This is a genomic window from Actinoplanes sp. NPDC051343 (genome assembly GCF_044455125.1).
Taxonomy (GTDB): Bacteria; Actinomycetota; Actinomycetes; order Mycobacteriales; family Micromonosporaceae; genus Actinoplanes.
Genome location: NZ_JBITEL010000017.1, coordinates 71,887 through 97,935 on the forward strand (window position 1 = coordinate 71,887; position 26,049 = coordinate 97,935).

The window sequence follows — 26,049 nt, forward strand, 5'->3', positions numbered from 1 at the left end:
GACAGGTGTCCGGCGTCGGATTCGCTGGCCCGGATCGGTGTCCGAGGCCGGACCCACTGGCTCGGACCGGGGTCTGAGGTCAGACTCGCTGGCCGAGCCGGATGGCCGCCACCAGCGCCTCCGGCGGGCCCAGCCACCGCACCACCTCGGCCGCGTCGCGGGTTGTCGGCTGGCGGGAGTTGATGTAGCGCGCCACGGTCACCATCAGCTCGTCCCGGAGGCGCGGCGTCAGGCCCTCGCTGTGCGACCAGAGCTCTCCGAGATATTCCAGGACCACCGCGTCGGCCCTCGTCAACTGCGCCGTCGTCGTCATGCCTCCAGCATTCGCGCGGTACCCGCCCGGCGGCATCGGTCCGAGGTCCCAGTTCCGACCCCCAACCCTAAGACTTTCGGCCGACCCGGATGGTGTCAGAGAGGTGCAGAACCGCGCTTTGGGCACCCGGTCTTCCGGTGGTCCTTCACGTGCCGGCGCCACAGGATCACGTCGAGGGCGCGCAGGATGCTCACCTGGTCGTCCACGCCGACGGTCGCCCGGGCCCGGGCGAGAGCAGTTCGCAGTTCGCCGTCGGCGAGCTGGGCATGCAGCTTCAGCCAGACGTGATCCGGCTCCCCGAACTGGCAACTCACGACCGCGTCGTAGACGGGTATGAGCTTGGGCCGCTTCCGAGCGAGAAGTTTGCCGGCGATCACCCTTCCGACGCCGGTCTTCTCGCCGCGCTCGTTCCGGCTTTTCAGCAGATGCCAGGCCTGGTAGGCGGGCCCGTGGTCGGCGACCAGTTCGTCAGCGCCCTCGGTGCCCAGCTCGGCGCCGGTGGGAATCTTCTCGAGGAGCGCACCGAGGTCTCGCCCGAGCTGCCCTTCGAGCAGCTCCCGCCCGACCGCGAACGGCACCTGCACGCTCAGCGCCTCCACCGCGTAGAGGTCCTCCGCGGCGATCCGGTGGGGGTCGCCGCCGGCTGCGAACGTCTCGAACCACTGGCCGGTGTAGGCGCCGGGCGCGAAGTAGGCCGTCAGATGGTCCACGCCTTCGCGGCGCGCGATGTCGATCAAGGGCTCAGGGTCGATCAAGGGATCGGGCACCGGCCGATGCTAGTGATGCACCGGTCAGTTGGCGAGGTTGCGCAGGAAGACGCCGATGTTGCGGAACGCCTCGGCGAGGCCGTGGCCGATGCCCTGGGTGATGTCGGCGGCGGGCCCCGGGTTGGTGCCGATGTAGAAGATGACGAGAATGAGCACGATCCAGCCGATGACCTTCTTCATCTGACCGGCTCCCTTCCGCGACCGGGCGGTGGCGTACATGATCGTGGCACGTCCGCGCCTCGAGTTCCCGGATCTTCACCCGTGCGGCGTGGTTGCGATCAGGTTGTGGGCGTTCGTCCAGCACACGGCCTTCAGCCAGTCGTCGCCGAGGTCGAGTCGTTCGAGCGCCTCTAGCTGGTGGGCGTACGGGTAGGGGATGGTCGGGAAGTCGCTGCCGAGGAGCACCTTGCCGGCCAGGCCGAGGTCGCGCAGCCGGGGCCGCAACCCGACCGGGAACGGGGCCATCTCCTCGAAGAAGTCCGTGAACGCCATCGTCGTGTCCAGGCAGACCCGATCGTAGCGGGAAGCCAGGTCGAAGAAGCCGGTGTATTCCGGCGCGCCCGCATGTGCGATGACCACCGCGAGCCGCGGGAACCGCGCGAGCACGTCGCCGATCGGCCCCGGGCCGGTGAAGCCGCGGGCCACCGGCCCCGATCCGGCATGCACGACGATCGGATGGCCGGTGGACGAGAGCAGGTCCCACACGCCGGAGAGCAGCGGGTCGCGCGGGTCGAAGGCGCCCACCTGCAGGTGGAGTTTGAAGATCTGGGCGCCGCGCGTGAGGGCGTCGGCAACGTACGCGGCGGCCGAGGGTTCCGGGAAGAACGTCGCGCTGCGCAGGCACCCCGGTGTGCGTGACGCGAAGTCGAGCGTCCACTCGTTCAGTGACTCGGCCATCTCGGGACGGTGTGCGTAGGCGAGCGCGCTGAACATGCGTACGCCCAGGTCTTGAAGGGTTTTGACCCGGGTCTCCGCCGGGTCCCGGTAGTGGATCGGCCAGTTGCGGCCGATCAGTGGGCCGGCTTCGTCGAAGTGGGCCCAGACCCGGCGTTCCATCCGCGCGGGCAGGAAGTGGGTGTGCACGTCGGCGAGGCCGGGGAGGCCGAGGCCGGCCCAGAAGCCGGGCACCTGCGAGTCGATCACACTGACACTATAGGACTTGACAGCTGCTATGAAATGACAGCTACTCTCAAAACATGGTTACTCCCAAATCCCGCTGGTACGCGCTGGCCGCGCTCGCTCTGAGCACCGTGGCGGTCGGCCTCGACACCACCGTGCTGAGCGTCGCGCTGCCGACCCTGGCCCGGGACCTCGACGCGTCCACCGGCGACCTGCAGTGGTTCACCTCCTCCTACCTGCTCGTCCTCGCCGCGGCGCTGCTCCCGGCCGGCATGCTCGGCGACCGGGCCGGCCGCAAGAAGATGCTGATCGGCGCCCTGGCGATCTTCGGCCTGGCGTCGGTCGCCTGCGCGTACGCCCAGAACGCCGGCCAATTGATCGCCGCCCGCGCCCTGCTCGGTATCGGTGCCGCCGTGATCATGCCGATGTCCGGGGCCGTCCTGACCGTGCTGTTCGAGCCGAAGGAACGCGGTCGCGCGATGGGCGTCTGGGTCACCGCGAGCGCCCTCGGCATCCCGCTCGGCCCGCTGCTCGGCGGCTGGCTGCTCGACAACTTCTGGTGGGGCTCGGTCTTCCTGATCAACGTCCCGGTGGTGGTGGCCGGCATGATCGCGCTGACCGCCTGGCTGCCCGAGTCGCACGGCGAGCGGGGCGGCCGGCTCGACCTCGGCGGCATCGTCGCCTCCACCGCGGGGCTGGTGGCGCTGACCTACGGCATCATCGAGGCCGGCGACCGGGGCTGGGGCGACGCCCGCTCGCTGGCCACGGTCGGCGCCGGGCTGCTCCTGCTCGCGGGCTTTGCCTGGTGGCAGCGGAAAAGCAAGGCGCCGCTCATCGACCTGGCGCTGTTCCGGAGCCGCGCCTTCACCTCGGGCGCCGTCCTCGCCACGATCGCCAGCTTCGCGATGCTCGGCCTGCTGTTCTCGCTCCCGCAGTTCTTCTCGGCGATCGGCGGCCACGACGCGTTCGGCTCCGGCCTGCGGCTGCTGCCGGTCATCGCGGGCCTGGTCGTCGGCGCCCGGCTGGGGGAGCGGATCGCCCGTAAGGTCGGCGCGCGCCTCGTGATCACGGCCGGCCTCGCGCTGATCGCGGCCGCCTCGCTGGTCGGCGCGTTCACCACGGCGTCGAGCGGCTACGGATTCATCGCCGTCTGGATCACCGTGACCGGCGTCGGCCTGGGCTTGACCATGCCGGTGGCGCTCGACGTGGCGATGAGCGCGCTTACCGCTTCCCGCAGCGGGGTCGGCAACGCCGTGCTCCAGGCGTTGCGGCAGGTCGGCGGTGCGATCGGCGTGGCGGTGCTCGGCACGGTGTTGAACTCCGGCTACCGCGATCACCTGCCGGCGGCCGCGCCGCCGGCCGCCCGCGACGGGATCTCGGCCGGGCTCACCGTGAGCGATCCGGGCCTGCTTGCGGGTGTACGCGCCGCCTTCGTCCACGGCATGGACCTCTCCCTGCTCGTGGGCGGCGGGGCCGCGCTCGCCGGCGTGATCCTGGCCCTCGCCTTCCTGCCCCGGAAGACGGCTCTCGAGGAGCCCGCCCTGGTCCTGGCAGAATCGGGGCTATGACCTCCTCACCCCCGGCCGGGCTACGCGAGCGGAAGAAGGCGAAGACCCGCGCGGCGATCCGCGAGGCGGCCATGACCCTCTTCGAGCAGCAGGGATACGGTGCGACGACCGTCGAGCAGATCGCCGAGGCGGCCGAGGTCTCCCCGAGCACCTTCTTCCGCTACTTCCCGACCAAGGAAGCCGTGGTCATCACCGACGACTGGGACCCGCTGATCGCCGACGTGATCCGGTCCCAACCGCCGGAGGTGTCCGCGGTCGACGCCCTGATGGCCGGCATCCGCGCGGTCATCCTGACCGCGACCCCGGAGGACATGGCGGCCGAGCGCCGCCGACAGCGACTCTTCCAGGACGTGCCCGAGCTGCGATCGCGCTACATGCAGCAGATGACCGACGCGATCGACATGTTCGCCGGGGTGCTCGCCGAGCGGGCCGGCCGGGCCACGCCCGACCTGGCGCAGCGAGCGGTCGCCGGAGCGCTGATCGGGGTGGCGATGGCGGTTCTGCAGGCCGAGAGCGGCTTCATCGAGGTGGCCGACTACGAGCGCTACGAGGAAGCGCTGCGCCTCGTCAGCCGTGAGCTGGGCGCCCGCTGAACCGGGTCAGCCCGGGACGACGACCAGGCGGCGGCCGCGCAGGTCGGTGCGGTTCCACGCCTCGGCGACGAGGCTGAGCGGCATGGTGGTGACCGGGATGGTCAGCGCGCCGTCGCGCACCCAGTCGACGACCTGCCGGTAGGCGGCGGGCATGGCGGCGGCCGCATTGCGGGCAGCGCCGTAGATCTCCAGGCCCGAGGTGCGCAGGGCGTCGGCGGTGAGCCGGACGGCCGGTCCCGCCGACTCGCCGATCTGCACCAGCCGGGTCGGCTTGGCCAGGGCGAAGCTGTCCGGCACGAGGGCGCGGGTGAGCAGTTCGGCCGGGCGTCCCCACAGGTAGTCGACGACGACGTCGTACCCCTGGCCCGCGTTCTCGCGGAACGCGCGCACCAGCCGGTCTTCGTCGACCGCGGTGTCGATGACCGCGTCGGCGCCGAGGGCGGCAACCTCGTCGAGCGCGGCTCGGTCGCGGCCGGTGGCCACGATGCGGCCGGCGCCCAGCAATCGCGCGATCTGGACGGCGAGGCGCCCGGCGACGCCGGTGGCGCCCTGGATCAGCACTGTTTCCCCGGCCGTGAGACCGGCGGCGGTCCGCATGCACATGGCGCTGATGGCCGACGACAGTGCCGCGGCGGTCGGCGGCTCTATCCCGTCGGGGATGGGGACGGTGTGCGTCGCCGGGACGATCACGTGCTCGGCGAGGGCGCCTTGCGGCGGTTTGAGGCCACCGAAACCGACCAGCGAACCGTCCGGGAGGTGGCCGATGCCGTCGAAACAGGGAATCGCCGGGAGTGCGGACTGGAACTCGGCCGCCGTGTAGTGGGTGCCGGCCACGATCGCCCGGTCCACGTTCTCCACGGCGACCGCGGCCACGGTCACCCGTACTTCACCGTCGTGCACCGGCGGTTCGCCGACGTCCCGATATTGCGGGGTCCCGCCCAGCCGGTCGACCACTGCTGCCTTCACGTCAGCCTCCTCTTACGGTGTTAGAGAGGTACCGTATCTCTAACACCGTAAGAGGAGAAGTCGAGTGTCGCTTGATCGCGAACAGGTTCTGAACGGGGCCATGCGGCTGGTCGACGACGACGGACTGGACGCGCTGAGCCTGCGCACGCTCGCCGCCCGTCTGGGCGTTCAGGCGCCGACGCTGTATTGGCACGTCAAGAACAAGGCCGCCCTGCTCGACGCGCTGGCCGACGCGATCATGGACGAGGCCATCGCCGGAGTTCCGGGGTCCGGCGGCGACGGCCGGGAGTGGCTGCTCGCCGCCCTCGGTCAGTTGCGGGCGGCGCTGCTGCGGCATCGCGACGGCGCGCGGATCGTCGCCGGTGCCCGCTACTCGATGCGCCGCGGTGACTTCTCCGAACTGGCCATGGCCACGCTCGTCGGCCACGGCATCGATCTGCACCATGCCCGGCTGCTCGTGCTCGCCGGCGAGCGCTACACCTTCGGATGGGTTCTCGAGGAGCAGGGCACGGTCCCCGAGGAGCCGGACATCGACGTCGACGCGCTGCGGGCCCGCTTCCCGGTGGCGACCCGCGCGATCACCGAGTACTTCACCGCCGGCCGCACCGCCGACGATCTCTACCGGGACATCGCCCGCCTCGTGCTCAACCTGCCGGACGAGACCCGCTAGACGGCCTTCGTGAGCGCCGCACGCGCCGCGTCGAGGATGCGGTCGGAGATGTCGAGGCCGGCGGTCGCGCGGGCCAGCATCACCGCGCCGACCATCATGCTGACCGCGGCCAGGTCGGGCGAGGCCTCGGTGCCCAGCCAGCGGCTGTAGCGGTCGACGCCCGCCGCGTACGCCTCGCGCGCCGGGGTCACGTCGTCGGCATGGGCCAGGTCGCCGCCGAAGCCGGCCGTCGGGCAGCCCGGGCCCGGGTCGTCGCGGTGCTCGGCGGAGAGGTAGTCGGTGATGAACGACGACCGGGCCGCACCCTGGTCGGGCTTGTCCCGGTAGTGCTGCAGGGTGTCCGCCTGCTCGGCGAACGCCTGCGCGATCGCCTCGACGACCAGCGCGTCCTTCGACTCGAACTGCTTGTAGAAGCCGCCGTGGGTGAGGCCGGCGGCGGCCATCACGTCGGCCACGCTCACCGCGTCGATGCCGCGCTCGCGGAAGAGCCGGCCGGCGGTGCGGACCACGGTGCGCCGGTTTTCCTGCGCCTGTGCCTGCGATACCCGTCCCATGGCAACCCAGCTTAGCTTAGATGGTCTATGTCATCTATTACCTTGCGCAGATTAGATGACGTACCTAATCTAACCTGCATGGACATCACGAACTCCGTAGTCGTCGTCACCGGTGCCAACCGCGGTCTCGGCCGCCAATTCGCCCAGCAACTGCGGGCCCGGGGCGCCAAGGTGTACGCCGCGGCCCGCAACCCCGAGTCGATCGACCTGCCGGGCGCTATCCCGCTGCAGCTCGACGTCACCGACCCGGCCTCGATCGAGCGCGCGGCCAAGGCCGCTCCCGACGCGACCTTCCTCATCAACAACGCCGGCTCGTCGACCGGGCAGACCCTGATCGCCGGGGACCTCGACCGGATCCGGCTCGAGATGGACACCCACTACTTCGGGACGCTCCTGGTCACCCGCGCGTTCGCGCCGGTCATCGAGGGCAACGGCGGGGGCGCGGTCCTCAACGTGCTGTCCGTCCTGTCCTGGGCCCACCCGGGATCGATCGGTGCCTACTCGGCCGCCAAGGCGGCGGCCTGGGGGCAGACCGACGCCGTACGCGATGAGCTCGCCCCGAAAGGCATCGCCGTCTCCGCCCTGCACGTCGGCTACATGGACACCGACATGGCCGCACACATCCCGGCCGACCAGAAGACCGACCCGGCGATCGTCGCCGAAATCGCGCTGAACGGTGTCGCCGACGGGCAGGCCGAGATCATCGCCGACGACCTCACCCGCGCGGTCAAGAGCAACCTCTCCGCGGTCCGGTGAAAATCGAAGGTTGAAAATCGGCGAAGTCGGGTACCGCCGCCGCATGTCGACCTTGGCCGCGGAGGCTCTGACCAACGCTGGATCCGGACAACTCATCCTCGCCGCGGTGCTCGGTATCGCGGTGGTCATCCTGCTCATCGCCTGGGCCAAATGGCATCCGTTCCTCGCCCTGATCCTGGGCTCGGCGGTGCTCGGCCTGGTCGCCGGCGTCGGGCCGGGCAACATCGTCACCTCGTTCACCACCGGGCTCGGCAGCACGGTGGGCAGCGTCGGCCTGCTGATCGCCCTCGGCTCGATGATCGGCGCGCTGCTGGCCCAGTCGGGCGGCGCCGACAGCATCGTCCGCCGGATCGTCAACGGGGTCGGTGGCGCCGCCCTGCCGTGGGCGATGGCCGGGGTGGCGGCGCTGATCGGCCTGCCGCTGTTCTTCGAGGTCGGCGTCGTGCTGCTGGTGCCGATCGTGCTGCTGGTGGCCCGGCGTACGGACGTCGGGCTGCTCCGCATCGGCATCCCGGCGCTGGCCGGGCTGAGCGTGCTGCACGGCCTCGTGCCGCCGCACCCGGGTCCGCTGGTCGCGATCGCGAGCCTGCACGCGGACCTCGGCCTGACCCTGATCTTCGGCCTGATCTGCGCGATCCCGACCGTGATCATCGCCGGCCCGGTGTTCGGCAACTTCATCTCGAAGCGGGTGCCGGTTCCGGTGCCGCCGCCGCTGCAGAAGGAGAAGGACGAAGAGGCGGAGATCGAGGGACGGAACCCGGGCGTCTGGCCGGCGGTCCTGACGGTCCTGCTGCCGATCGTGCTCATGCTGGCCCGGGGCATCGCCGAACTGACCCTCGACAAGGGCAATGGCGTCCGGTCGGCGCTCGACGTCCTCGGGAATCCGCCGGTTGCTCTGCTCCTCGGCGTACTCCTGGCGATGTGGACCCTCGGGAAGCGCGCCGGATTCGACCGCCGCGGCACCTCGGCGGTGATCGGCGGCTCGCTGCCGCCGATCGCCGGAATCCTGCTGATCGTCGCCGCGGGCGGCGGGTTCAAGCAGGTGCTGGTCGACGCCGGCGTCGGCAACGTGGTCGCCGACGCGGCGAAGGACGCCAACATCAACGCGCTGCTGCTGGGCTTCCTGGTGGCGGTCGGCATCCGGGTCGCGACCGGCTCGGCGACCGTGGCCACGATCACCGCGGCCGGCATCGTCGCGCCGCTGGCGACCACCCTCGATCACCCGACCGTGGCGCTGCTCGCGCTCGCGATCGGGTGCGGCTCGTTGTTCTTCTCGCACGTCAACGACGCCGGGTTCTGGCTGGTCAAGGAGTACTTCGGGATGACCGTGGGCCAGACCATCAAGACCTGGTCGATCATGGAGACGATCATTTCGATCGTCGGTTTCGGCTGCGTGATGCTGTTGAGCCTGGTGGTCTAGTCCCGGTCTAGTTCTTCGAGTCCCGCCAGGCCAGCCACTCACGCAGCGGGCCGAGGTCCGGCTTTGGGCCGCCCTGGCTGGCGATGAACTGACGGACGCCGAGGTCGTAGTAGGCCTCGGCGTTCTCGGCCGGCAGCGCGTCGCCGATGCCGACCGAGATCTCGATCTCCGAAACGTCGCGGCCGACGGTCTCGCAGTGCCCCTTGAGCACGTCGATCTTGCGGATCAGGTCGTCGCCCTTGGCCAGCGTGTTCCAGATGTCGGCGTGCTTGGCGACCATCCGCAGCGTCTTCTTCTCGCCGCCGCCGCCGATCATCACCGGGATCTTCCGGGTCGGCGGCGGGTTGAGCTTGCCCAGGCGGGCCTCGATGCGGGGCAGGGCCTCGGCCAGCGCGTCGAGGCGGGTGCCCGGGGTGCCGAACTCGTAGCCGTACTCGTCGTAGTCGCGCTGGAACCATCCGGCGCCGATGCCGAGGATCAGCCGGCCGCCGCTGATGTGGTCGATCGTGCGGGCCATGTCGGCCAGCAGGTCGGGGTTGCGGTAGCTGTTGCAGGCGACGAGCGCGCCGATCTCGACCCGGGAGGTCTGCTCGGCCCAGGCGGCGAGCATGCTCCAGCACTCGAAGTGCAATCCGTCCGGCTCACCGTAGAGCGGATAGAAGTGATCCCAGTTGTACAGCAGGTCGACGCCGAGCTCCTCAGCCTCGGCGACGGTGTCGCGAATGGTCGAGTACTCCATGTGCTGCGGCTGCAACTGCAGCCCGACGCGTACGGGTCGAACGATCATGGGACAACCCTAGCGAGTGGTCAGTCGCACCGGCCGTCGAGCTTGTGCGCGATGTCGGTGAACCCGCCGTTGACGTAGGAGCTCGGGTCGGGCTCCCGGGAGGCCGTCGTCAGCTCGGCCGCGATGTCGCCGATCGCCTGCCGCAGGCTTGGGTCGGTGGTCCTGGTGCCCTCGGCCGAGATGCGGGTCGCCATGTCGGCCAGCGTGGCCTGGGTGGCCTGGTGGTCCTTCGCCGACTTTCCGCCGACCGAGCCGGTCAGCCGGGCCGCGCCCGAGGTCAGGATCTGATAGACCGTGGTGCAGACGTAGGCCGGTTGGCCGGTCGAGGCGGACGGCACCGGGGCCTGACTGAACGGCGCCGGCACCGACGACGGGTCGATCTTGATCTCGCAGGCGGCCAGGGCCGCCACGGCGGCCACCGCGAGGGTCAGGCCGGCGAGGCGACGCTGCGGCATGGGATTCTCCCTCTTCGATTTCCGTACGCCCGGAGCGTACCGAGGTTTCTCCGGACCGCACGTTCTGCGCCCGGGACCGCGTCCTCCGTGCCGTCCGGGCGTTAGCCGACAATGTGCTCAACACTCGTAAAAGTGCCAAGGCGGTCGCGCGCCGGACCTTGATCGTCGGCGTCGCGACGATCGTGGTCGCGGCCGGTGGGGCCGCGCTCGCCGAGGTGGTCTCGCCCGACCCGGCGACCTCGCCCTCGTTCAACGGCCCGGTGTACGCGATCGCCTACCGGGGCAGCACGGTCTACGTCGGAGGCAACTTCACCGGCGCCGTCGTCAACGGCAAGAACTTCGCCCGCGCCCACCTGGCCGCGTTCGACGCCCGCAGTGGCGCGCTGCTCGACTGGAAGCCGGCCGCCGACGACAACGTGCGGGCCCTCGCGGTCGCCGGGAACACGGTCTACGCGGCCGGCGACTTCAACACGATCAGCGGGCTCACGCGCGACGCGGTCGCCGGCATCGACGCCACCTACGGCACCGTGACCCCGATGCGGCACACCGTCCTCGGGCAGCCGAACGCGCTGGTCGCCGGCTCCGGACGGCTCTACCTCGGCGGCCGGATCACCTCGGTCGACGGGACACGCCGGGCCAACGTGGCGGCCTTCACGCTGAGCACCGGCGCCCTCGATGCGTGGGCACCGACCACCGACGACACGGTGAACGCCCTCGCCTATGCGCCCGGCCGGGTCTATCTGGGCGGCAGCTTCCACCGGACCAACCGGGTCAGTTCGACGTTGCGGCTCAGCGCGGTCGACCCGGCCACCGGCGTACTGGACAAGACCTTCCTGCCGAAGCCGGTGTCGCAGGTCTTCGGCCTGGCCACCGATCAGGCCGGCGTCTATGCCGCCCTCGGCGGCCAGGGCGGACGGGCGGTCGCCTATTCGCCGGCCGGGGCGCTGCGCTGGACCCGCGTCTTCGACGGCGACGCCCAGGCGGTCGCCGCCGTGGACGGGACCGTCTACGTCGGCGGGCACTTCGACAAGGCGTGCACGACGACCAGCAACGGCATGAAGGGTCTGTGCACCGACGGCTCGGTGCCGCGCGGCAAACTCGCCGCGATCGACCAGGAGGGCAACCTGCTCGACTGGGCGCCGCAGGCCAACGGCGTGGTGGGCACCCGGGTCCTGGCCGCCGACCCGGTATCGCGTGCGGTCGCGGCGGGCGGCGACTTCACCCGCATCGGCACCAGCACCCGCAAGCGGTACGCCGCGTTCGACCGGTCCGCGCTGATGGAGAGCTCGCCCGCGTCGCCCTATGTGGCCTCCTACAACTTCGACTCGACGATCGCCGACGGCACGTTCGACGACGGCTCGGGCCACGGCCACCTGCTGCGGGCCGTCGTCCGCAACGGCGGCAAGATCGCGATGAGCCCGCACGGCGCCGGACATGCGCTGACTTTCCCGCCGAAGTGCACCGGCACCACCTGCCCGAGGCTCGTGCTGCAGGCCGTCGACACGCCCGACCTGAACCCGGGCTCCGGGCCGCTCGCCTACGGCGCCGGCATCCTGCTCGGCACGGCCGAGACCTCGAGCGGCGAGAACGTGCTGCAGAAGGGCTACTCGACCGGCGGCGGCCAGTACAAGCTGCAGGTCGACGGCGTCTCCGGCAAGCCGAGTTGCGGCATGAGCGACAAGACGGCCACCACGCTCTACCTGGCCCGCAGCCGGGCCTCGATCGCCGACGGTAGGTGGCATTCGGTGGAGTGCCGCCGGACCGGTCCGACCCTCGCCGTCTACGTCGACGACCAGATGCAGTCGAGCATCGCGATCCCGGCCGCGCTGGCGGTGGCGTCGACCCAGCCGTTCAGCCTCGGCGGCAAGGGTGTGGGCGCCAACAACGACCAGTTCCACGGCAGCCTCGACGACGTCTGGATCCGCGTGGGCTGACCTGCGCAACTCAGCCTTCCGGCGTGGCGACGGCGACCACGTCGGCGGTCGGTGTGCCGCCGCCCGCGCCCGTGCCGCCGGCCGCGCCGGTGGCCGGCGGACCGTCGCCGGTGGTGGCCGGCGGGGTGGTCGGGGTCTGCTTGGTAGTGGTGGCCGACGACGGGGTGTGGCTGGGCTTCCCGGTCGGTTCGGTGGTTTCGTCGCCGCCGCCACCCTTGGGGGCGGTGGTGGTCGGGTGGCCGCTCGTGGGCTCGGTGGTGTGGTGGGAGCGGCCCGTCTCGGTGTGCTGGGGTGCGCCACCGGGATTGGTCTTCGCGCTGGGGGACACCGAGACCGGGGCCGAGGGGACGGCCGGGGTGTTCTTGTCGTCGTGGCCACCCGGGTTGGCGAAGGCCAGGATCCCGAGCACGGCCAGCAGGGCGATCATGATGCCGGCCACGATCAGGAGCGCGCGGCGGTGCTTCCCGGGCGGCGCCGGCGGGTCGGCGAGCGGGGCCGGCATCACCGAGGTGGCCGGGCCGGCGACGGGCTCGGTGGCCGCGCCGGCAGCGAAGCCACCGGCTCCGGACGCGCCCGCGCCAGCGGCTCCGAATGCGCCCGCGCCGCCGGCTCCGGGCGTACGCGCGTCCGGGTCGCGGCCGTTCGCGACGCCCCGTGCGAAGCCTCGTCCGTCGTCGGGGGGCAGCGCCGGATCGACGCCGAGGGCGGTCGCCGTGGCCACGCGGGCCGGGTCGACGACGGCGGCCAGGGCGGCGGTGCTGTCGGGCGGGCCGGCCAGCAGGCGGCGGCCGGCGTCGGCGGCGTCGGCCATCGCGGCGGCCGAGGAGAACCGCTGGGCCGGGTCCTTGGCGAGGGCGGTGGCCACCAGGACGCGTACCGGCTCGGGAATGTCGCCCGGAAGGGCGGGCGGCGGGTCCTTGAGGTGTTGCATCGCGACAGCGATGGGATTGTTGCCCGGGAACGGCGGGTGGCCGGTCAGGCAGTGGTAGGCGACCGCACCCAGGGCATAGACGTCGGCCGGTGGCCCGGTGGTCTGCTTGGAGACCTGCTCGGGGGCGATGTAGAGGGCGGTGCCCACCACCTCCTTGGCCCCGGTCAGCGCGGCCGACTGGGTCGAGCGGGCCACGCCGAAGTCGACAAGCACGACCGTCCCGTCGGGCTCGACGATCAGGTTGCTGGGCTTCACGTCCCGGTGCACGATGCCGGCCTGATGCGCGGCCTCCAGCGCCCGCGCCGCCTGCGCGACGATCGACATGGTCTCGACCGGGGTGAGGCGGCCACGGGAGGCGATCAGCTGGTTGAGGGGTTCGCCCTGCACCCGGGCCATCACGATGTAGGCGTCGCTGCCGTCGCCGGTCTCGCCGTAGTCGTAGACGTCGGCCACGCCGGGGTGGTGCAGGACGGCCATCGCGCGGGCCTCGTGCTGGAACCGGTTCTGGAAGCTCGGGTCGGTGGCCCGGTCGCCCTTCAGCGTCTTGATCGCGACGTCGCGTCCGAGCACCGTGTCGGTGGCCTGCCAGACCTCGCCCATGCCGCCGGCCGCGATCCGGTCGTCGAGCCGATATCGATCGCCGAGCATCTGTCCAGGGTGGGGCATGGCTTCCCCTCTACCCACGCGGCGCGTTCCATAAAAGCGCGAACTGCATAACATTGCTTTTATATGAGCCTTGAGTCATGTTAAAGCCGTGGACATCTTCGTCGCGTTGGCCGACCAGACCCGCCGCGGCATGCTCGACCTCCTCACCGAGGGCGAGCGGCCGGCCGGTGACCTGGTGGCGGCGTTCCCGGCCCTCACCCAACCGGCGGTCTCCCGGCACCTGCGGGTGTTGCGGGAGGTCGGGCTGGTGGCGGTACGCACGCAGGCCCAGCACCGTATCTACTCACTTCGCGCCGACCGCCTGGCCGAGGTGGACGCGTGGCTTTCGCGGTACCGGCAGTACTGGGCCCGCCACCTCGACGCGATCTCCGACCACCTCGACGGGAAAGGACGTAACGATGACCGTTGACGACCGCCTCGGCCGCCTCGACGTACGCGGCGACCAGGCCACGATGACCTTCCGGCGGCGACTGCCGCACTCGATCGACGCCGTCTGGGCGGCTGTCACCGACCCGGCCGAGCGAGCGGTCTGGTTCGGCACGACGACGATCGAAGCGCACGCCGGCGGACGGATCACGATGATGCCCGACGAGCCGCCCGTGGCACCGTCGGCGAAGGAGATGACGGGCCGCATCCTGACCTGGCAGCCGCCGTCCGGGGGCCGCGCGGTGTTCGAGCACGAGTGGCACCAGAGGATCGTCGAGGAGGGTGTGGTCCGCTACGAGCTGACCGCGGACGGCCCCGGAACGGTCCTCGTCTTCACCCACCACGGCCTGAGCACCCGCAATGCCCAGGGCTTCATCCCGGGCATGCACGCCTACCTCGACCGGCTGGCCGCCCACCTGGCGGGCGACCAGGTCCAGCCCTGGAGCGACCTCTACGGCCGGTTGGCCCCCGCCTACGCCGGGCAGTCGTGATAGGCCTCGACCAGCCACCGGCCGGACCGGCCGGACACCACCCACGTCGCGATAGACGACTGGTCCGCGGGCGGCTCGGTGGCACTGCGGGTGATCACGATCGCGGTGGTGTCGTCGAGGAACCGCACGCTCTGGACCCGGTGGATGCGCCGGGTGCCCTTGAGGGGCCCGGCGAACGCCGCCGCCATGGCCGTACGGATCGTTGCCCGGTCGAGCAGCGTGAACCCGGGCAGGATCGCCGTCGCCTCATCGGCGTAGTTCTCGACGAACGAGTCCGCGTCGCCGGCGGCCCACGCCTGCGACGCGGACTCGATGACGGCCCGCACCGGGGTCTCTCGAGCGCTCATGATTGATCCTTTCGTCAGCTGATCCGGTCACGAATATCGACTCGACCGGCGCGACGAACGAATCGGTCATCGGCAGGGGTCCCGGAAAGGGGAGGCGGCGACGTATCGGGCCCATTCGGCCCGGGTCAGGCGGTCGCCGCCGTCCCGGCAGACCGCCGCGGCCGCCGACCGGGGGTCGGTGTCGAACAGGGTCACCGTGCCCGCGCTGCCGGCGGCCGCCAGGGTCGAGCCGTCGGGGCTGTAGGCGACCGCGTACGTGGAACCGCCGTAGTCGGCGGCGTGCAGTTCGGTGGCGGACGTCGCGGTGCCGCCCGTCAGCCGCCAGATCCACACCGACCCGTCGCCGCCGGCCGCGGCCAGCCGGGTGCCCGCCGGATCGAAGGTGAGGCCGAAGATGTAGTGCGTCGGGCCGGGCAGCGGGGGGCCGAGGGCCCGCGGGGCCGACGGGTCCGACACGTCCCACAGCCGGATCGTGTCGTCGGCGCCACCGGCGGCGAGCGTCTTCGAGTCGTGGCTGAAGGCCACCGACCAGGCGTAGTTGTCGAACCCGCCGGGCGTGGCGAGCAGCCGCGCGTGCGCCGGGTCGCCGACGTCCCACAGATGGACGCGCCGGTCCACGCCGGCGGCGGCCAGCAGCTTTCCGTCGTGACTGAACGCCACCGACGCCGCCAGCCCGCCGGAGTCGAGGGCGGGCAGCGAACGCGGCGCGGCGGGATCGCGTACGTCCCAGAGGTGGACGTGTCCGTCGTCGGAGGCCGCCGCCACGACCCGGCCGTCGGGGCTGAAGGCGAGCGACTCGATCATCTGCGTGGCGCCGGTCAGGACGGTCGAGACGCCGGCACCGACCAGGGCGACCTTGCCGGACGCGTTGCCGGTCACCAGGAGCGTGCCGTCGGGGGAGACCGCGCTGGTGCCCTCGGGCTTTCCGAAGGAGGCGGGCAGGGACTGTCTCGCCTGGGTGCCGGCCGTGCGGACGATCAGGCCGGCGGAAGCGCCGTTCGAGGCGAACGCGAGCCGCCGGCCGCTCCCGTCGTAGCCGACCGAGAAGATCGCCCCGCCTCCCGCGGTGATCGATCGCCGGGCCATCGGGAAGCCGCGCACGGTGCCGTCGGACGTCGCCGCGAGCAGTGCCTGGCCGTTGGCGGCCCAGGCCAGACCGGTGATCGGGCTCGAACCGGCGACGGTGTCCAGGCGGGTGGCGGTGGCCGCGTCGAACAGCGCCACGGTGCCGTTCGACCCGCCGATCGCCAGCACCTTCCCGTCGGCCGAGTACGCGGCCGCGTTGACCCACGAGGTGAACCCGGTGTCCAACCGGGTTATCCGGTCGTGGTCCCCGACGAGCTCGGCCGTGCCGTCCTTCGCGCCGACGACCAGGCCGGAGCGGCCGGGCGCGAAGGCCACCGTGGTGATGGTCGAGGTGCCGAGGGCGAGCTCGGTGGGTGCGCCCGGTGTCGGCGCGCCCGGTGTCGCCGCCGGCCGCCGGCGGAGCGTTCCGTCGGTTCCGCCGGTGACCAGCGTCCGGCCGTCCGGGCTGAACGCGACCGCCTGGACGACCTCGTCGCCGCCGGAGACCGCCGCCGGCCGCCAGCCGGTGCCGTCCCGCTTCCACGCGCGCAACGCCGGCTCGGCGCCGCCGGCGACCAGGGCCGAGCCGTCGGCGCTGAAGGCCAGCGCCTCGACCGCGCCACCGGAACCGGCCGGCGCAGGTAGCGGCCGGGCCCGGGCCGGGTCCGAGACGTCGAACAGCCGGACCCGCCCGGCCGTGCCGCCGACCGCCAGCGTGCGTCCGTCCGCGGCGAAGGCCAGCGCGAACACCTGGTCGGTGGCGGCGGCGTCGGTGGCGGTGGCGGCGGCGTCGGTGGCGTCGGTGGCGGCGTCGGCCGCGATCACGCCCAGCCGGTCGCCGACGATGCCACCGGCCTGGCGGTAGAGCACGACGTCGCCGGTGCGCGCATCGCTCACGGCTAGGACGTCGCCGCCCGGGGAGAGCCGCATCGCGGTCGGCCCGTAGGTGCCGGCCCGCCGGTTGACGACACCGGCCGCGGTGGCGTCCAGCAGGGCCGATCCGGCGTCGGGGGTGGGCGAGATCCGGTACGCGGCGAGCGCCAGCTGCTCGGCGAGCGCCGGATCGGCGACGATCGCCCGCGACGACTCGATGGCCACCTGACGGGACAGCGCGTCGTCGCGCGCCCGCTCGGCCGAGTGCTCGTCACGGACCGCGCGCGTGGCCGAGACGGCGGTCGCCACCAGCGCCGCGACGAGACCGCAGGCCAGGCCGGCCAGGAGGCGTACCCGCCGGCGGGCGGCCCGCTGCTCGGCGGCGCGCGCGGCGACCGCCGCGGCCAGGAACGCGCGTTCGCGCCGGTTCATCGCGGCCCGGTGGTCCGGGTCGGCGGCCCATTCCTCGGTGCCGGCCAGCTGGGTGCCGCGGAACAGCCGGTGGGAGTCGTTGCCGTGGTCCGTCCAGTCGTTGGCGGCGCGGGTCAGACGCTGGTGGGTCAGCAGGCCGGCGTGGTCCGCGGCCACCCACTCGGCCATCCGCGGCCAGGCGATCAGCAGGGCTTCGTGGCTGATCTCCACGTGCCGCTCGTCGACCGTGACGAGCCGGTGCCCGACGAACGCCTCGATCACCCGTGCCTCGTCGCCCGGCTCGTCGCCGCCCGGCAGTTCGCTGCGGTCGATGCGGCGCTTGGTCGTGACCACGCCCTCGTCGAGGTTGACCAGGCGCAGGAACATGCGCCGGGCCAGCTCCCGCTGTGCCGGCGCCAGGCCGCCGTACGCGGCCTCGGCGCTCTGCTGCACGGCGCCGCGCAGGCCACCGGCCGCCTGGTAGTCGCCGACGGTGAGCCGATCGCCGCCGCGGCCCTCCCACGCGGCCAGCAGCGCGTGGGAGAGCAGGGGAAGCACGTTCTGCCCGCTGCGGGCGTCGGCGACGAGGATGTCGGCGAGCGCCTGCTCGACGGCCACGCCCCGGCCGGCGGCCGGGCCGACGATGATGGCCCGCAGCTCCTCGTCCGTGGGCGGTGGCACCACCACCGGCCCGGCCTGCAGCGACTCGACCAGCCGGGGCTCGCCGGCCACCGGGGCGAAGAAGTCGGCTCGGAGGCCGGCGACGACGACCGTGCCGCGGTCCAGCGTCGTGAGGTGGTCGAGGAAGCGACCGGCCGAGGCGGGGTCGGCGAGCGTGTAGAGCTCCTCGAACTGGTCGACGACCAGGACCCGGACGCCGGGCGTCTCGGCCAGGACCTTCTCGAGCTCGGCCGCCGGGTCGGCGCCGGGCACCAGCAGGCGCGCCGGTGCGGTCAGAGCCGGCAGCAGCCCCGCTCGAAGGACCGACGATTTGCCCGCGCCGGACGCCCCGACGAGGAACAGCAGCCCGGACCCCGAGCGGACCTCGTCGACGCGTTCGACCAGGCGCCGCACGAGGCTGTCCCGGCCGAAGAACACATCGGCGTCGGCAGGCTCGAACGCCGCCAGACCGCGGTACGGAGCCGGCTGCCGGGAGCGGCGTCGCGCCAGGCGCCCGTCGGAATCGGCCCGCACCCGCTGAAGTGCCGTCACCCAGCCGTCCAGATCGGACTGCTCGCGCACGCCGCACGCGCGGAGCAGCGCGCGGAACTGACCCGTCTGGGTGAGGCCGGGGAGGTGCCGCGCGCTCAGGTAGTCGTCGGCCGTCGCCCGGGGCACGTCCGCCCGCCGGGCGATGTCGCGAATGGTGGCTCCGGCGCTCCGGCGCAGCGTCGTGAGGGCGAGCCGCAGTTCGTCGCGGCTGCTGATCCCAGCGGGGTCGATGTCGACGTCAATCGCTCTGTCCTCCCGGGCTCGGAGGACGGACTCTATGACCCGCTGATCCGGACTCCTATCGATCCGACGGTCGGCCGGCATCGCCCGTACGGGCATCGTCGCGGTTCGGCGGTTTCCTCGGACATCTCTCGGACAGCGCGGCCGTCCGGAGATGTCCGAGGTCGGCGCCGGCCGCGGCGACCGGGGTCCGAAGGCACCTAGCGTTGGCGTCCCGACCACGCCGCACAGAGGAGCCGAGCGTGACCGACATCCAGTCCCATCCGAACTTCGGTAACGCGTACCACCGGTTGCGGCCGGCCGGCCGGGAACAGCCGCAGAAGATCGACTGGGCCGTCTACGGCGAGGCGCTGGAAGCGGCGGGATTGCCTCCGGCCGGGCTCCGGGCGCTGTCGTGGGGTCGTTTCAGCGAGACCCAGATCGCGGCGCTCACCGAAGGCACGACACTGATCGGCGTCTTCGACGAGGCAGTGTTCGAGAGCCTCGGCAAGCGGCACCTGTTCGGCCGGTCACCGAAGTACCGGCTCATCGACTTCGGCCAGGTACGTGCGTTCGCGGCCGAGGACTACGTGGTCGAGCATCACCGGCTCCACAAGTTCTGCATCGAGTTCAACGGCTACGGCGGCGTGCTGCTGGGCCGCCTCGAGTGGCATGTGCAGGCGCGACGCTTCGCCGACAGCCGCCCGGAAATCATGGCCACCGCCCAGGAGCGCGACCGGGTGCTCGAGGCGGTCGACCGGATCCTGGGCAGCTGAGATCACCATCCGTTTCCGACCGAAGAAGGAGTCAGTCATGGCGTGTGCGTGCGAGAAGGACCGGGGGCCGGGCAACAAGTGCGCGTGGTGCAAGGAGGCCATCGCCAACCGCATCCCACCGGCAAGGCACCGGTGCTCGTCGTTCGGAAAGTGCTCCTGATATGCCCGGACACGACATCTCGATCTGGGACGACCCGGATGTCATGCGGATCTACCAGGTCCGCGATGGACAGCCGTTCCCCAGCTTCTCCGTCTTCAACGACGATCCACGGCAGCTTCACCTCGTCAGTGACTTCGTGATGGCCGACCAGAACGCCGGTTCGGAGGGCCCGGCGAGCGCCTACGTGGACGCCTGCCTGGCCGCGATCCGGGCGGTCGAGGGGCTGACGGGCGAGGTCGGGCCCGGCTGGCTGAAGTTCTTCGTCTACATGTGCGACGCGAACAACCACTTCCTCTGGGATCTCCACCACCCGCGACTCGAGGTCGGCGCGATCGCCTCGTGGATCGTCGAGACGATCGAGAAGAACGGGTGGGGCCCGGACGGCAACGCCTCCGCGATGGGTCAGCGGCACAGCAACTCCCTGGCGCTCGCCGCCGCCGCGGGCTGGGTCCCGCCCGGCCCGGGCGACCGGGGCCGCCAGGCTGCCCACGACGGCCACTTCTGAGCGGGAGAGTGGGCGACTCATCGGAGGGTGCCCCGGCGGCCGGTGAGGACGGGGATGAACGGCCGGCCGCCGGGGCGGGGCGTGCGCCGGGTCGGAGGCCCCGGTGGGCACGCTGGTCGCCTTTCGTGCGGTTTCAGCTTCCGTACGCCTCGAGCGCCGCCAGCTGACCGGCGGGCCAGCCGGAGTTGGCGGTGAAGGTGGCCCGTACGTAGCGCACCGAGGCGGCCGTGACGGAGACCGTCACCGCGTTGCCGCTCGCCGGGTCGAAACCGCGTGCGGCGGCCGCGGCGAGCGGGCTGAAGGACGAACCGTTGGTGCTTCCGCTGAGCGCAATGGTCTGGCTTCGGGCACCCCATCCGGCGGGCAGCCGGAGCACCACCCGGCCGACCGGCACCGACGATCCGAGGTCGGCCTGCACCCACTGCGGGAAGGCGTTGTTGGCGCTTTCCCAATAGCTGCCGGCATCGCCGTCGACCACATTTGGAGAACCGTACGTCTGCACGTGGCTGCTTTCCGACGTCGGCCGGCCGCGGGCCAGGTCGCCCGCCGGAGGCGGTGGGGCGGTGCTCGCCGCGTACGCCTCGATCGTGGCCAGCTGGGCGGCCGCCCAGCCGGTGTTGCCGGCGAAGCTCAGCCGCAGATAGCGGGCCGTCCCGCCGGAGAGCGTGACCGTGACGCTGTTGCCGGACCCCGGGTCGAAGTTGTAGCCGGCCGAGCCGGCGAGCGTGGCGAAGGACGAACCGTCGGTGCTTCCGCTGACCGTGATGGTCTGCGTGCGCGCGCCCCAGCCGGACGGGAGGCGCAGTACGAGACGGCTGACCGTGGCCGCCGCGCCGAGGTCGACCTGGATCCATTGCGGAAACGAGCCGCTGCTCTCCCAGTAGGTGGCGGCATTTCCGTCGACGGCGTTCGACGCGGCATAGGCGCCGTTGGACGAGCTGGCGCTCACCGGACGCCCGGCCGCCAGGTCACCGGTGGCCGGTGGGGGAGTGGAACCCACGACCGGCTGGGTGGGACGCGTGGCGGTGAGAGCGATCTGCCCCTTCAGCATCCTGCCGCCGTCGCCGGTGATCCGGAGGTAATAGTCGGACGAGCACGCCGTCCCGTCCTCGTCGAGCGCCCGGATCCCGGTTCCGGCCGGCACGAAGGCGGCGCTCTCGGCGGTTTTCGCGATCTGGTTGCCCTCGTTGAACTCGTCGAACATCGACACGTAGAGGCCATGCGAACCGAGCCGGATCATGTTGTAGAGGCTGCGCCAGTAGTAGTCGCCGTGCGCCCGGGCGCCGGTGGACAGATCGCCGGGCAGCACGCAGGGCTGATAGTCGATGCCGTGCGCGGCGCAGTCGGCCAGGTCGGGCGTGTTGACATTGGCGTAGAACTGGTCGAGCCCGTCGATGGTGCCGGTCCGGCCGACCATCCACGGCGAGATCATGTTGAAGGCGTGGTAGACATCGAGATAGCCGGTCCGCGAGTCGTTGATGCCCTGCCGCCAATAGGTGGGGACGCCGCCGATCACGTAGCAGCCCTGGCTCTTGAACCAGTTGATCACGTCGAGGCAGGCGGCCGGCGTGAAGGTGTGATTGTCGTCGTTGAATCCGAAGCCCCAGATGCAGACGACCGGTTTGCCGTTCTGGACCGCGTAGGACGAGCTGGCCGTGTGGGCCTTCATCTTGTTCGTCCAGTCGTCCTTGATCTGCTGCTGCATCGCCGACCAGCCGCTGACGTCGTACATAAGGTAGAACTTCCGCCCGTGGGCCTCGGCCGCCGCCCGCACCTTGACCGCCATGGCGTCGCGGGTCGGGCCCTCGTCGCCGACCGGGTTGAAGCGCTGCAGCGCGGCGGTGTCGATGCCGTAGGTCTGCATCCACTGGAAATGCGTGTCGACGGTCTGCGCGTCGTAGGACGAGAAGAGCGACGCGGTTGAGCCGTTGCCGAGGTTGGGGTAGGCCGTCGGGTAGGTGTGGGCGAACTCGCGCACGTCCGGCCAGGAAACGATCGTGGTGTTGCTCGGCGAGGGCGGCTGGGAGCGGTCACGGCTCCAGTGCCACCAGCCGCCGATCGGGGCGCCGTCGCCCGGGCAGGCGAACCAGCCCTGGTAACCGACGCTGATCTTGCCGACGACGTCGCCCGGGCCGGAAGCGGCCCGGGCGGGGGACACGTCGATCAGAAACGATGCCGCGGTGCCGGCGGCCACGGTGGAGAGAAAGGTACGTCGACTGACGACCATCGGGGACTCCTGCCGATCCGGTTAGGGGGAGACGGATCGACGGTCATCGTGACAGTCCGCGTCACAGGAACGCAATAGTTGAACTTATCGCTGCAAAGATCGGCGACCAGGAAGAAATACTGCGACGATCGCGCCGGCCCCTACGATGGCCGCGCCGACCAGGACGGCCGGACGGAGTCCGTCGACGAACGACTGGTGACTGGCGAAGCTGCCGTACGAGGAGAAGATCGACGCGAGCGCGGCCACGCCGGCCGCCACCCCGAGTTCGCGGATCGTGTTGTTGGTGCCCGACGCGACGCCCCGCTCCTCGGCGTTGACGCTGTTGAGGGCCAGCGTGCTGATCGGGGAGAAGGTGAGACCCATACCGACGCCGGCCATCACGAACGCGCCGATCAGGTGGGTGTAGGGCACGTCGGCGGTCGTCGTCAGGCCCATCCACAGGATCGCGCCGGTGAGCAGCACCTGGCCGGCCACGATCAGGTTGCGGCTGCCGATCCGGTCGCCGAAGATGCCGGCCAGCGGCGCCACGATCATCGGCGCGGCGGTCCAGGGCAGCGTGCGCAGGCCGGACTGGAGCGGGGTCGTCGACTGCACCACCTGGAAGAACTGGGAGAGCAGGAAGACCGCGCCGAACGTGCCCGCCGAGAACGTCAGCTGAACGACGTTGACCAGGCTGAACCCGCGCGAGCGGAACAGCGTGAGCGGCAGCATCGGCGTCGAGTTGCGCCGCTGCCAGGCCAGGAACGCCAGCACCAGGGCGCCGCCGCCGATCAGCATGGACAGGATGCGGGCCGAGCCCCAGCCGTGGGACGGGCCGTCGACGACGCCCCAGATGATCAGCAGCGTGCCGGCCGAGGAGAGCACCAGGCCGAGCGGGTCGAGCCGTTTCGCGGCGCCGCGGGACTCGCCGAGCACGGTCGCGACCATGATGACCGCGAGGACGCCGACCGGCACGTTCAGGAAGAAGATCCAGTGCCAGTCCAGGCCGGTCACGACCGCGCCGCCGACCACCGGGCCGACCGCGACGCCGAGCCCGCTGATGCCGCCCCAGATGCCGACCGCCGCCGTCCGGCGGTTCTCCGGCACCGCCTGGGCGAGCAGGGTGAGGGCCAGTGGCATGACCGCGGCGCCGCCCAGGCCCTGGATCGCCCGGGCGGCGGTGAGCTGCCACGACTCGGTGGCCAGGCCGGCCGCGGCCGAGGCGAGCGTGAAGACCACCAGGCCGGCCAGGAACATCCGGCGTCGGCCGATGCGGTCGCCGATCGCCGCGGCGGTGAGCAGGAAGGCGGCGAACGGCAGTGTGTAGGCGTTCACGAACCACTGGAGGCTCTGGAGCGACGCGCCGAGGTCGGTGCGGATCACCGGCAGGGCGGTGCTGACGACCAGGTTGTCGAGCGTGACCATGAAGGTCGGGATGCCGATGGCCACCAGGATCAGGGCCATCGGGCGGGTTTTCGCTTTCACCGCGGGCGGCGGTGCGAGCGTGGCGGCGGTCATGAGAGTCTCCCCGGAAGTTGTTATCCACTGATAACTAACAAGGGCGACAGTAGTTATTGACTGATAACCTGTCAACCATGACCCGGACCCGCCTCACCGCCGCCGAGCGCTCGGAACAGCTCATCGACGCCGCCGTCACCGCGTTCAGCCTGGGCGGATACGCCGGCACGACGACCGATCAGGTGGCCCGGCTGGCCGGGGTCAGCCAGCCGTACGTGATCCGGATCTTCCACACCAAGCAGGAGCTGTTCATCGCGGCCGTACGCCGGGCCTGCGACAAGATCGACGCGATCTGGCGGGCGGCCGAGCCCTCCCTGCCCGGTCTCGGCGAGGCCTACAGTGCTCTGCTCGCCGACCACGAACTGATCACCCTGCTGTTGCACGGCTTCACCGCGAGCGCCGACCCGGCGATCGGGGAACCGGTACGGCGGGGCTTCGGACAGCTTTACGACACTGTCCGGGAACTGACCGGCTGCACGGCCGAGGAGGCCCGAGACTTCTTCGGCATCGGCATGCTCCTCACCTGCCTCGGCGCCATGCGCGTGGTCGGTCCCCAGGCGGTCCAACCGCAGCCCTGGATGCGGGACTTGATCTCCACCCTGGGCAGCGAGCAGAGTGCGTAGGCGGGGTACTGTTCGGCCCCTGAGCTGGGGGATGAGGAGAAACACGGCGGCATGAGCGGCATGATCGGCTTCACCGACAACTACCAGGACCGGTCCACCCGCGAGGGTTACCAGTTCGAGTTCTACTGCGAACGTTGCGGTAACGGATACACGTCGTCGTTCAAGCATTCGGTCACCGGGTTCGGCGGGCGCCTCCTGCAGATGGGCGGCGACCTGCTCGGCGGCGACATCGGCCGCAAGGCGTCCGAGCTGGGCTGGGACGCCCAGTGGATGCGCGACGGTAACCGCGGCAAGACCTGGGACAAGGCGCTGGCCGCCGCGGTCGAGGAGATGCGCCCGCACTTCGACCAGTGCCACCGCTGCGGCGAGTGGGTGTGCGGCCAGGTGTGCTGGAACGGCGAGCGCGGTGTCTGCGTCAACTGCGCGCCCAAGCTCGACCAGGAGATTGCCGGCATGCAGGCCCGCGCCCAGGTCGACCAGCTGCGCGACAAGATCGAGCAGGTCGACTGGACACAGGGCACGGTCTACGGCCAGCCGGTGACCGCCCGCTGCCCCTCGTGCAGCAACGACACCGGCGGCGGCAAATACTGCCAGCACTGCGGCACCCCGCTTGCGGCGGCGCCCGAGGCGTCGAAGTTCTGCGGCCAGTGCGGCACGAAGGTCAACGCCGGCCAGATGTTCTGCACCGGCTGCGGCACCTCGTCGGTCTAGATGTCGGTCTAGATGTTGTGGCGGGTGAAGGCGGGTTCCCGCCAGCCCATGATCGCCTCGGTCATCCGGACCGCGTCCACGGTCGCCCGCACGTCGTGCACCCGCACGATGCGGGCGCCGTGCAGCACGCAATAGACGACGCTGGCCAGCGTGCCGGCCAGCCGTTCCTGTTGCGGTGCGTCGAGGGTCTCGCCGATGAAGTCCTTGTTGCTCACCGCCACCAGCAGGGGATAGCCGATGGCGGCGATCTCGTCGAGGCGGCGGGTCACCTCGAGCGAGTGATAGGTGTTCTTGTTCAGGTCGTGGCCGGGATCGATGATGATCTGCTCCGGGCGTACGCCGCGGTCCTGGGCGGTGGAAATCCGCTCTTCAAGAAATGCTGTTACTTGACCGACGACGTCGTCATATTTCGGGCTGGGCCACAGAGTCCGCGGCGCGGCCAGACTGTGGGCGATCACCAATTGGGCGTCCGTTCCGGCGATCGCATCGGCCATTGCGGGATCGCGCAAACCGGACGTGTCGTTGATGACCCCGGCTCCCGCGGCGATCACCGCCCGGGCCACTTCGGGCCGGAACGTGTCGACCGAAACGACGGCGAGATCGCGAGCCGCCTCCACCACAGGCAGCACACGGTCGATCTCCTCGGCGGCACTGACCTCCGGCCCGGGTGCGAACGGGACCCCTCCGATGTCGATCCAATCGGCTCCCGCCGAGGCCGCCGCGCGAACCGACTCGATTGCCGGCTCGAGGGCGAATGTGCGGCCTTTGTCGTGGAATGAGTCGGGAGTTCGATTGACGATCGCCATCACGGCAACACGTCGCGTAAGATCGAATTTACGCCCAGCGATGACTCGCGTACTCTTTGCTTCGCCCACGGTCGGGAGAGTAACAGGCTGATCTAGGGGGGCTGCTTGACTCGCGGACCAGTGCGCTACCTGCTCTGGCTGGCCCGCTGCCAGTGGCCCCGCGTCGCGGCCGGTGGTCTTCTGGGCAGCGCATCGACACTC

The 26,049-nt window shown here is 71.2% G+C and carries 26 protein-coding genes; 12 read left to right on the forward strand and 14 right to left on the reverse strand.

Annotated elements, in window-relative coordinates; translation table 11 throughout:
• Positions 1-79 precede the first annotated feature (79 nt).
• From ACIA5C_RS41520 to ACIA5C_RS41535, 4 genes are all read right to left on the reverse strand, one after another.
• A complete protein-coding gene (locus tag ACIA5C_RS41520; RefSeq protein ID WP_396065409.1) occupies positions 80-313 on the reverse strand; it encodes a hypothetical protein in 234 nt (77 codons plus the stop codon).
• Between the two features lie 95 nt (positions 314-408).
• Positions 409-1,080: a DUF6308 family protein gene (locus ACIA5C_RS41525; RefSeq protein WP_396065411.1), complete on the reverse strand. Its 672-nt coding sequence runs from the start codon at positions 1,078-1,080 to the stop codon at positions 409-411.
• A 24-nt stretch (positions 1,081-1,104) separates the two neighbouring features.
• A complete protein-coding gene (locus ACIA5C_RS41530; RefSeq protein ID WP_396065413.1) occupies positions 1,105-1,260 on the reverse strand; it encodes a hypothetical protein in 156 nt (51 codons plus the stop codon).
• A gap of 75 nt (positions 1,261-1,335) precedes the next feature.
• Entirely contained in the window at positions 1,336-2,223 is an 888-nt protein-coding gene (locus ACIA5C_RS41535; protein ID WP_396065415.1) for an amidohydrolase family protein, read from the reverse strand.
• 53 nt (positions 2,224-2,276) lie between these two features.
• Between ACIA5C_RS41535 and ACIA5C_RS41540 the strand changes: the two genes are divergently transcribed.
• Positions 2,277-3,767, forward strand: coding sequence for an MFS transporter (locus tag ACIA5C_RS41540; RefSeq protein WP_396065417.1), 1,491 nt, complete (start codon positions 2,277-2,279; stop codon positions 3,765-3,767).
• Positions 3,764-4,360 (forward strand): TetR family transcriptional regulator, encoded by a 597-nt coding sequence (locus tag ACIA5C_RS41545; RefSeq protein WP_396065419.1) that lies wholly within the window; start codon positions 3,764-3,766, stop codon positions 4,358-4,360. The genes ACIA5C_RS41540 and ACIA5C_RS41545 overlap by 4 nt, the downstream gene beginning before the upstream one ends.
• 6 nt (positions 4,361-4,366) lie before the next feature.
• On the opposite strand, the gene ACIA5C_RS41550 is transcribed toward ACIA5C_RS41545, so the two are convergent.
• Positions 4,367-5,326: a zinc-binding dehydrogenase gene (locus ACIA5C_RS41550; protein WP_396065421.1), complete on the reverse strand. Its 960-nt coding sequence runs from the start codon at positions 5,324-5,326 to the stop codon at positions 4,367-4,369.
• 64 nt (positions 5,327-5,390) lie between these two features.
• Here ACIA5C_RS41550 and ACIA5C_RS41555 point away from each other — a divergent pair, with 64 nt between their 5' ends.
• Positions 5,391-5,996, forward strand: a complete 606-nt coding sequence (locus ACIA5C_RS41555; protein ID WP_396065423.1) for a TetR family transcriptional regulator — start codon at positions 5,391-5,393, stop codon at positions 5,994-5,996.
• Here the strand turns inward: ACIA5C_RS41555 and ACIA5C_RS41560 are convergent.
• Positions 5,993-6,550: a TetR/AcrR family transcriptional regulator gene (locus tag ACIA5C_RS41560; protein ID WP_396065425.1), complete on the reverse strand. Its 558-nt coding sequence runs from the start codon at positions 6,548-6,550 to the stop codon at positions 5,993-5,995. The two genes, ACIA5C_RS41555 and ACIA5C_RS41560, sit on opposite strands and share 4 nt — an antisense overlap.
• Before the next feature lie 78 nt (positions 6,551-6,628).
• Between ACIA5C_RS41560 and ACIA5C_RS41565 the strand changes: the two genes are divergently transcribed.
• Positions 6,629-7,306, forward strand: a complete 678-nt coding sequence (locus ACIA5C_RS41565; RefSeq protein WP_396065427.1) for an SDR family oxidoreductase — start codon at positions 6,629-6,631, stop codon at positions 7,304-7,306.
• A 43-nt stretch (positions 7,307-7,349) separates the two neighbouring features.
• Entirely contained in the window at positions 7,350-8,726 is a 1,377-nt protein-coding gene (locus ACIA5C_RS41570; protein WP_396065429.1) for a GntP family permease, read from the forward strand.
• Between the two features lie 7 nt (positions 8,727-8,733).
• Here ACIA5C_RS41570 and ACIA5C_RS41575 read toward each other — a convergent pair whose 3' ends face one another.
• Positions 8,734-9,513, reverse strand: coding sequence for an LLM class F420-dependent oxidoreductase (locus ACIA5C_RS41575; protein ID WP_396065431.1), 780 nt, complete (start codon positions 9,511-9,513; stop codon positions 8,734-8,736).
• A 20-nt stretch (positions 9,514-9,533) separates the two neighbouring features.
• The gene (locus tag ACIA5C_RS41580) at positions 9,534-9,968 is read right to left on the reverse strand and encodes a hypothetical protein (protein WP_396065433.1); all 435 of its coding nucleotides are present in this window, start codon (positions 9,966-9,968) and stop codon (positions 9,534-9,536) included.
• Between the two features lie 113 nt (positions 9,969-10,081).
• Here ACIA5C_RS41580 and ACIA5C_RS41585 point away from each other — a divergent pair, with 113 nt between their 5' ends.
• Entirely contained in the window at positions 10,082-11,902 is a 1,821-nt protein-coding gene (locus tag ACIA5C_RS41585) for a LamG-like jellyroll fold domain-containing protein (protein ID WP_396065435.1), read from the forward strand.
• 10 nt (positions 11,903-11,912) lie between these two features.
• Here ACIA5C_RS41585 and ACIA5C_RS41590 read toward each other — a convergent pair whose 3' ends face one another.
• Positions 11,913-13,481 (reverse strand): serine/threonine-protein kinase, encoded by a 1,569-nt coding sequence (locus ACIA5C_RS41590; RefSeq protein WP_396065437.1) that lies wholly within the window; start codon positions 13,479-13,481, stop codon positions 11,913-11,915.
• Between the two features lie 106 nt (positions 13,482-13,587).
• Here ACIA5C_RS41590 and ACIA5C_RS41595 point away from each other — a divergent pair, with 106 nt between their 5' ends.
• Both ACIA5C_RS41595 and ACIA5C_RS41600 read left to right on the forward strand, forming a co-directional pair.
• A complete protein-coding gene (locus tag ACIA5C_RS41595) occupies positions 13,588-13,908 on the forward strand; it encodes an ArsR/SmtB family transcription factor (protein WP_396065439.1) in 321 nt (106 codons plus the stop codon).
• A complete protein-coding gene (locus ACIA5C_RS41600) occupies positions 13,898-14,416 on the forward strand; it encodes an SRPBCC family protein (protein WP_396065441.1) in 519 nt (172 codons plus the stop codon). Before ACIA5C_RS41595 ends, ACIA5C_RS41600 begins: the two co-directional genes overlap by 11 nt.
• Here ACIA5C_RS41600 and ACIA5C_RS41605 read toward each other — a convergent pair.
• Together ACIA5C_RS41605 and ACIA5C_RS41610 are read right to left on the reverse strand one after the other, a co-directional pair.
• Entirely contained in the window at positions 14,398-14,763 is a 366-nt protein-coding gene (locus tag ACIA5C_RS41605; RefSeq protein ID WP_396065443.1) for an SgcJ/EcaC family oxidoreductase, read from the reverse strand. The two genes, ACIA5C_RS41600 and ACIA5C_RS41605, sit on opposite strands and share 19 nt — an antisense overlap.
• A 66-nt stretch (positions 14,764-14,829) precedes the next feature.
• Positions 14,830-18,648: a hypothetical protein gene (locus tag ACIA5C_RS41610; RefSeq protein ID WP_396065445.1), complete on the reverse strand. Its 3,819-nt coding sequence runs from the start codon at positions 18,646-18,648 to the stop codon at positions 14,830-14,832.
• Positions 18,649-18,806: 158 nt separating this feature from the next.
• Here ACIA5C_RS41610 and ACIA5C_RS41615 point away from each other — a divergent pair, with 158 nt between their 5' ends.
• Both ACIA5C_RS41615 and ACIA5C_RS41620 read left to right on the forward strand, forming a co-directional pair.
• Complete coding sequence (locus ACIA5C_RS41615; protein WP_396065447.1) at positions 18,807-19,319, forward strand: hypothetical protein; 513 nt, start codon at positions 18,807-18,809, stop codon at positions 19,317-19,319.
• Between the two features lie 161 nt (positions 19,320-19,480).
• A complete protein-coding gene (locus ACIA5C_RS41620) occupies positions 19,481-19,984 on the forward strand; it encodes a hypothetical protein (RefSeq protein WP_396065449.1) in 504 nt (167 codons plus the stop codon).
• Between the two features lie 133 nt (positions 19,985-20,117).
• Here ACIA5C_RS41620 and ACIA5C_RS41625 read toward each other — a convergent pair whose 3' ends face one another.
• Positions 20,118-22,211: a discoidin domain-containing protein gene (locus ACIA5C_RS41625; protein ID WP_396065450.1), complete on the reverse strand. Its 2,094-nt coding sequence runs from the start codon at positions 22,209-22,211 to the stop codon at positions 20,118-20,120.
• A gap of 84 nt (positions 22,212-22,295) precedes the next feature.
• Positions 22,296-23,708 (reverse strand): DHA2 family efflux MFS transporter permease subunit, encoded by a 1,413-nt coding sequence (locus ACIA5C_RS41630; RefSeq protein ID WP_396065452.1) that lies wholly within the window; start codon positions 23,706-23,708, stop codon positions 22,296-22,298.
• Positions 23,709-23,785: 77 nt separating this feature from the next.
• On the opposite strand from ACIA5C_RS41630, the gene ACIA5C_RS41635 reads away from it, so the two are divergent.
• Positions 23,786-24,331 carry a TetR/AcrR family transcriptional regulator gene (locus ACIA5C_RS41635; protein ID WP_396065454.1) on the forward strand — a complete coding sequence of 182 codons (546 nt, stop codon included), beginning with the start codon at positions 23,786-23,788 and terminating at the stop codon, positions 24,329-24,331.
• A 51-nt stretch (positions 24,332-24,382) separates the two neighbouring features.
• The gene (locus ACIA5C_RS41640; protein WP_396065456.1) at positions 24,383-25,042 is read left to right on the forward strand and encodes a zinc ribbon domain-containing protein; all 660 of its coding nucleotides are present in this window, start codon (positions 24,383-24,385) and stop codon (positions 25,040-25,042) included.
• Positions 25,043-25,050: 8 nt separating this feature from the next.
• Here the strand turns inward: ACIA5C_RS41640 and folP are convergent, their stop codons facing one another.
• Positions 25,051-25,848 (reverse strand): dihydropteroate synthase, encoded by a 798-nt coding sequence (gene folP / locus ACIA5C_RS41645; protein ID WP_396065605.1) that lies wholly within the window; start codon positions 25,846-25,848, stop codon positions 25,051-25,053.
• Positions 25,849-26,049: the final 201 nt, after the last annotated feature.

What these genes read in the sequence shown, in the direction of transcription:
- ACIA5C_RS41520 (WP_396065409.1), bottom strand. Translation starts at nt 313, where the DNA reads ATGACGACGACGGCGCAGTTGACGAGGGCCGACGCGGTGGTCCTGGAA.
- ACIA5C_RS41530 (WP_396065413.1), bottom strand. Translation starts at nt 1,260, where the DNA reads ATGAAGAAGGTCATCGGCTGGATCGTGCTCATTCTCGTCATCTTCTAC.
- ACIA5C_RS41540 (WP_396065417.1), top strand. Translation starts at nt 2,277, where the DNA reads ATGGTTACTCCCAAATCCCGCTGGTACGCGCTGGCCGCGCTCGCTCTG.
- ACIA5C_RS41545 (WP_396065419.1), top strand. Translation starts at nt 3,764, where the DNA reads ATGACCTCCTCACCCCCGGCCGGGCTACGCGAGCGGAAGAAGGCGAAG.
- ACIA5C_RS41560 (WP_396065425.1), bottom strand. Translation starts at nt 6,550, where the DNA reads ATGGGACGGGTATCGCAGGCACAGGCGCAGGAAAACCGGCGCACCGTG.
- ACIA5C_RS41565 (WP_396065427.1), top strand. Translation starts at nt 6,629, where the DNA reads ATGGACATCACGAACTCCGTAGTCGTCGTCACCGGTGCCAACCGCGGT.
- ACIA5C_RS41570 (WP_396065429.1), top strand. Translation starts at nt 7,350, where the DNA reads ATGTCGACCTTGGCCGCGGAGGCTCTGACCAACGCTGGATCCGGACAA.
- ACIA5C_RS41575 (WP_396065431.1), bottom strand. Translation starts at nt 9,513, where the DNA reads ATGATCGTTCGACCCGTACGCGTCGGGCTGCAGTTGCAGCCGCAGCAC.
- ACIA5C_RS41580 (WP_396065433.1), bottom strand. Translation starts at nt 9,968, where the DNA reads ATGCCGCAGCGTCGCCTCGCCGGCCTGACCCTCGCGGTGGCCGCCGTG.
- ACIA5C_RS41590 (WP_396065437.1), bottom strand. Translation starts at nt 13,481, where the DNA reads ATGCTCGGCGATCGATATCGGCTCGACGACCGGATCGCGGCCGGCGGC.
- ACIA5C_RS41600 (WP_396065441.1), top strand. Translation starts at nt 13,898, where the DNA reads ATGACCGTTGACGACCGCCTCGGCCGCCTCGACGTACGCGGCGACCAG.
- ACIA5C_RS41605 (WP_396065443.1), bottom strand. Translation starts at nt 14,763, where the DNA reads ATGAGCGCTCGAGAGACCCCGGTGCGGGCCGTCATCGAGTCCGCGTCG.
- ACIA5C_RS41610 (WP_396065445.1), bottom strand. Translation starts at nt 18,648, where the DNA reads ATGCCGGCCGACCGTCGGATCGATAGGAGTCCGGATCAGCGGGTCATA.
- ACIA5C_RS41620 (WP_396065449.1), top strand. Translation starts at nt 19,481, where the DNA reads ATGCCCGGACACGACATCTCGATCTGGGACGACCCGGATGTCATGCGG.
- ACIA5C_RS41625 (WP_396065450.1), bottom strand. Translation starts at nt 22,211, where the DNA reads ATGGTCGTCAGTCGACGTACCTTTCTCTCCACCGTGGCCGCCGGCACC.
- ACIA5C_RS41630 (WP_396065452.1), bottom strand. Translation starts at nt 23,708, where the DNA reads ATGACCGCCGCCACGCTCGCACCGCCGCCCGCGGTGAAAGCGAAAACC.
- ACIA5C_RS41635 (WP_396065454.1), top strand. Translation starts at nt 23,786, where the DNA reads ATGACCCGGACCCGCCTCACCGCCGCCGAGCGCTCGGAACAGCTCATC.
- ACIA5C_RS41640 (WP_396065456.1), top strand. Translation starts at nt 24,383, where the DNA reads ATGAGCGGCATGATCGGCTTCACCGACAACTACCAGGACCGGTCCACC.
- folP (WP_396065605.1), bottom strand. Translation starts at nt 25,848, where the DNA reads ATGGCGATCGTCAATCGAACTCCCGACTCATTCCACGACAAAGGCCGC.